This window comes from Cysteiniphilum sp., assembly GCF_057495195.1.
The window spans coordinates 1-5,376 of the sequence record NZ_JBXTEF010000122.1 but is presented as its reverse complement, the minus strand read 5'-3'; the positions used below and the strand labels follow the sequence as shown (position 1 = coordinate 5,376).

Below are 5,376 nucleotides of genomic sequence, written 5' to 3'. Positions count from 1 at the left end.
TGCACTTCATTATCATTGGAAATATCGCCCTCAGCGCAGCTTTTTACGTAGCTTGCCATTAAGTCTGTCAATGTGTTGTTGCTCATCCTATTTATCCTTTTAGTTGATGAAATCACTGCCAACGTAAGCTAGCAGTGACATCATGCCCCAAGTAGCCCCCACCACTATGCTGCTTTAATCTGTTTTGTAGTTGTCGTTAAGAAGTCGAAAAGCTCTCTAAAGACTTCGCTAACTATGCAAAAATTTGTCTCGGTTATTTCAGCTTTTAACTCAGTGATAATTTTTTCTGCTTTATTTTTAAAATATTTGATTATCTGCGTGGCTAAGGTGAATGAGGGCGGTCGCATAAACATTTTTTTCTGCTCCCAATTGATTCAAATATTTTTTATCGTTTAGGAAAGCAATAACAGCTAAAGTAGCAGCTTCAACAATAGTTGTGCCATTGTCACAGCAGTAACGCTTCAGGTTCAAATGTATATCTTCTTTTATTGCTATTTGCTTATAAGTAGTCACTTTTTATTTTCCTTGAAAAATCAACTAATCATATTTTATAATCAGAAAAATAATTTGTAAATGATTAAACGCGAATAATTTTTCATGTTAAATTTTACCAGTAAAGTAATGCCTGAATCTTGATTATTGATAACAAAGTTCTTACCCTCTTTGCTATAAATTAATTTTTAGACTAGAATTAATCTATAAATATTTTATGTATAAAAAAAACGTTGTTAAAAGGGGTGATGCAATGATTTTAGATGAGAACCTATTGTTGAGTTATATCGGCAATTTTGATAAAAACATAGACTTAAAGTCTGATTTTAAAGAACTGAGGATTGAATGCAGTGGCTCGTTGTTTTTTCCTGATGGAAATAGATGATAAATGAAAACACTGTGTGTCATTGGTACTGGAATAAAAAGCATATCTCACCTGACAATTGAGTCTGTTGAATATATAAAAAATGCAGATGTCGTATTATACCTTTTGAATGAACCTATTATCGAAAAATATATACACGGTCTTTCTAATAATATAATAAACCTTTATGAAACTTATTACTCTGTTGAGAGCAGAAGTGAAAGCTATAATTTAATCACGCAAGAAATTATATCTCAATTCAAAACACATGATAAAGTGTGTGTCGTTTTTTATGGTCATCCTATTTATTGTGCAAAATCACCTCATGAGTCTATAAAAATAGCTAAAGAGATGGGTATCAATATAATATCCTGCCCTGCTATATCATCATTAGATTGTTTGTTTAGCGATTTAAACCTAGACCCCGCAGCAGATGGTATTCAAATATATACAGCTGATTATCTAGTGAGAAACAAACCTCAGCTGAATAAAAATGCAATATTGGTTATTCTGCAAGCTGGTTTTGTTAACTCTGATAAACATACGCACCATAAAAATAGCAACTTTCCAGAATTTATTCATTTTATTGAAGAGAATTACTTCAGCTACAAAGACTGCACTGTGTATGAAGCTTCTTTGTATCCTCACAAAAAAGCAATTATTAAAAATATTAGAGTCTCTGATTTAAATGAGGTTGATATATCACCAATAACCACTATTGTTATTTGAGTAAGCTTATAGCCACTAATGACTGATTGAATAACGTCCTTGTTGGGAAGCCATGTTCTGATTTGTCGTAATACTTACTTTTTATTTTGTCAAATCTTGCATCATGATTAAAAAGCTCATCTGAACTCATAACTACAAATTTACCGCCCTGAGCAGAGTAATATTTAAGATCAATGATATCTTTAAGTCTTGCATAACCTGTATCTTTTGTTAGAGCATGTTTTGACAGACCATCGAATATCACATCAATATGTTTATCAAGCTCTTGGAGATATAATGCCCCTCTAAATGTTTTTCTTTCAGATAAAAAATAGTCAGATACTGACAGTGGTAAATAAACTTTATCACCAACTTTATCTAAATAAGATATTTCATAAATAACAGGAATATATTTGTCTGAATAAGATAGAATATAGTCATCTATAAATGGCTCAATTGGGATATTTTGATCATCAATGGATGGCTTATATCCTGGCATTGCTCCTAGTGCAACATAACAAATGCTCTTTAGTAGCTCCATAGTATAAGGTTTTAATGTTATTTTATTTTTTAGTAGTATCTCGTTTAGTGCATATTCAAGGAAAATTGTATTTGCTCTAAACTTCTCAGCCTCTATTTCTTCTCTTAAAAAGTATATTTTTAAATCATTCCATTTAGGGTCATTACAAATTCTTTCTATCCAATTATTGTCTAAAATATATAATCTAGTATGCCAATTAGACTCATTAGGTATTTTAGATAAAACTTTGCTAAAAATATAAAAATGATCTTCTGCCCTTTCGGGATTTAAATCCTCGTTTAAACCATACTTTATTAGATAGTCGTTATAATATTTTGTCTTCTGATTCATTGGAGTAATTAACAAGTTTCTAACTCCCGCTATCCAGTTATATGGGGATGACGGTCTCGTTTTTGTATTTACCTGCCCAGTATTTGAGATTTTTGGAAAAACTTCTCCTTTTTTATAATATAACGTATCTGGAATGCATCTATTGTCAGATTCAAGAAATATCTCAACCGATTTATCTGCCAAAATACAATATGGCATTTCATCGTTACTAATACACTTTATGTTACCATTCAGTTCTGGATAATAAAAATTTTCTTTATCACTAATAACGAAACCATAAGGGTAGCTATACTCATAGATTGGAGGGACGTCTTCTAAACCATCAATTAAATCAAAAAATATTTTATTATTTTCGTAGATTTCACTCTTAATATCTTCCCATTTAATAATTTTACTAATTGGTTTTTGCATGGATTTACCCAAAAATAATTTAATAGTAAAGTTCTCTATAAGCATAGTACATCAAAAGACACACAGAAAACTATAACGATATTTTATATAATTATAAATCGAGAAACATTTAATGTGTTAAAACTTTACTATTTTATTTTAAATCGCTATGATAAAGCAATTAATTGATTAGCCAAGCTTTTGATGAGATACTAATTATAATCAACTCTAAAAGGTTTATATTAGATGTAATAACAACAGAACTGATAGCCGCAAAGGCTAAAAAACATACCCTCAAGTGAGTCGCCAAACTAATTTTGAGAGGACGCAGCTATCGAGCTGTAAGATCATTATAGTGTTTTTTAAAATGATCTGCAACTCGTAATAGATACTTTATACCCTAAAAAAGTATTAATTTATCCTCGCTGTATATGTTTTTAGCCTTGATTAAAATAGAAATAATCAAGGAAGCATATGTTTTTTGATATAATAAAAAACCGCATTGAATCAGGTGGTGAGCTTGAGCAAAACGGTCAAACCAAACAAAAAAATCAGAAGCCATCAACGCCACATAAAGCGTTTGATTTGCCGCACAACGCCTCTAATCAACAGGCTTTTTTTGCCACGCATTATGATTTGATTGATTTCTGCTATAACAGCATTGTTGACGCTTTCAATGAGCTTGATGCTGAAGCACCCGATGTAGCAACGCTTTCAAGTGGTGTTACTTTAAGTGAAAATAAGTTTAAAAAAGATCGTCATCAACAATTCTATCTTTTCTCTCCCCCTCCAAACAATCATAAAACGATTGATCAATTTTTAAAATTTATAAAAAGAGAGGGAGCTAGATTATGACTACTATATTTCACTCTGGGCGCACCATTTTGCGCCAGAACATCGGAAACAGGAACTATGCTGAAATAGCAGATTTGCTTTATTTCAGGATTAGTGGCAGTAAATATTTCAACGATCAGGGCAAGCCATTTTTCCTTTTGCCTAACATTGATCATATTGCAACCGCAACAGGATTTTGCAAACGTCTATGCGAAAAAGCTTTAGCTTATCTTGAAAAACATAACTGGATTCACAAAGTAAGAGTACGGTGCCATGATGGAGCTGTTAGAATTAAAATTTTCTTAGCGGATAGATTCTCAAAAGTGATGCGTTTTATCGATTCGCATTTAACGACAAATTCAGCAGAGCTTAATCTAAAAAATACAGTCAAACCTAGTGTTTCTGCTGATTCCGCACAAAATACGGAATCTGATTCCGCACAATATGCGGAGTCTTATATAAGAGAACAAAGAAAAAAAGAAGAAAATAACAATCATAACAGTCAAACCAAGAATAATGATAATGAGCGCAATAAAAATTCTCGGATTGTTAAGACTGTTGTTTTTGATTTTTCTAGTTATGGATTCGGTAAGATTGAATGTGATGCTGAGATCAAAATGCCTTTTGATGACAAACAACAGCAAGTTATCCAGATCATTTCATCAAGCTACCTTGAGATTGATGGTGAAGTCTTTAATAATTGCATGCTTGATGATGAAACTCAAAGCAAAGCTTGTGGCTTTAAACACTTAACGATGCTAGCTTATCGCAAAGCAAAAGCAGTTAAACAATCTGCCTTGGAGTCTTTGCCTAGCGCTGATGATGTAAAAGCTCAAATCGAAGATAAATTAAACGGCTCAATTGCCACTGACACAAAAGGGGACGACCAGAATAAGCAAAATAGCGAGCATAGGGAAGAAAACAAACATGACGACAAAGGCAAAAAAGGCGTATTTGACACAGCCAAACAAGCCTTAGCTAAGATTACTGAAGCCATTGAGTCTAAAAAATCACAAATTCAACCCTTAAGCCACAAAGAAGAACAAAGGCTTATCGCTGAACTGTTGGCTGTTAAGATGTTAGAAAAACAGTTGATCATTGATACAGCTAATAATTTGATCGATGAGTACGGTAAAATGACACTTGATGAGTTAATCGGGCATTTAAACTATCTGTTGATTGAGCTGCCAGAAAGAGAATCAAGCAATACGCCAAGTGTTGATTTATCTAACCTTGATGACTTCAAAGATGATTTGCCAGAGGTTATTAATCAGCACTCTCCTTGCCTACTACCAACGCAAGAAGAGTTAAAACGCCCTGCTTTAAGTGAAGCTGAAAAACACGCTGATTTAGTTAAGGCAGCCGATCAATCGCTTTATGTTGGGATTTTGCCTGATTGCCAACGTAAGGCATTGGCTGCTATTATCGACTACGTTAAGCGTCAAGGCGTTGTTATTGGCTGTGATAATGAAATGTATCGTTGGCTGTATTTCATGGTGTCTAAGAGTAACCGAAGCTATAGCAAAGCGCACGACTTTACACATTGGTGCCATATTGCCATTAGCCAGTTGCAGCAAAAGAAGTTAAACCGCCCTATCGGTTTTGATCGATGGTATGCGGAGTGTCAACAAGTGTGGAAGGTGGCTTGACAATTACCGTGAAACTTATTGCAAGTTGCATAGATTGGTATTGCTGATACAATGCCACAGCACAAAAA

Annotated in this window: 5 protein-coding genes; 3 read left to right on the top strand and 2 right to left on the bottom strand. The window is 33.4% G+C overall.

All coding sequences use genetic code 11. From position 1 onward, the window contains the following. Positions 1–297: 297 nt before the first annotated feature. Entirely contained in the window at positions 298–513 is a 216-nt protein-coding gene (locus ACY10D_RS10530; protein ID WP_487000691.1) for a hypothetical protein, read from the bottom strand. Positions 514–880: 367 nt separating this feature from the next. Between ACY10D_RS10530 and ACY10D_RS10525 the strand changes: the two genes are divergently transcribed. After that, positions 881–1,585 (top strand): SAM-dependent methyltransferase, encoded by a 705-nt coding sequence (locus tag ACY10D_RS10525; protein WP_487000690.1) that lies wholly within the window; start codon positions 881–883, stop codon positions 1,583–1,585. Here the strand turns inward: ACY10D_RS10525 and ACY10D_RS10520 are convergent. Next, a complete protein-coding gene (locus ACY10D_RS10520) occupies positions 1,578–2,846 on the bottom strand; it encodes a hypothetical protein (RefSeq protein WP_487000689.1) in 1,269 nt (422 codons plus the stop codon). The two genes, ACY10D_RS10525 and ACY10D_RS10520, sit on opposite strands and share 8 nt — an antisense overlap. A gap of 453 nt (positions 2,847–3,299) precedes the next feature. On the opposite strand from ACY10D_RS10520, the gene ACY10D_RS10515 reads away from it, so the two are divergent. Both ACY10D_RS10515 and ACY10D_RS10510 read left to right on the top strand, forming a co-directional pair. After that, entirely contained in the window at positions 3,300–3,680 is a 381-nt protein-coding gene (locus tag ACY10D_RS10515; protein ID WP_487000688.1) for a hypothetical protein, read from the top strand. Next, entirely contained in the window at positions 3,677–5,308 is a 1,632-nt protein-coding gene (locus ACY10D_RS10510) for a hypothetical protein (RefSeq protein ID WP_487000687.1), read from the top strand. Before ACY10D_RS10515 ends, ACY10D_RS10510 begins: the two co-directional genes overlap by 4 nt. The last annotated feature ends 68 nt before the right edge of the window (positions 5,309–5,376 follow it).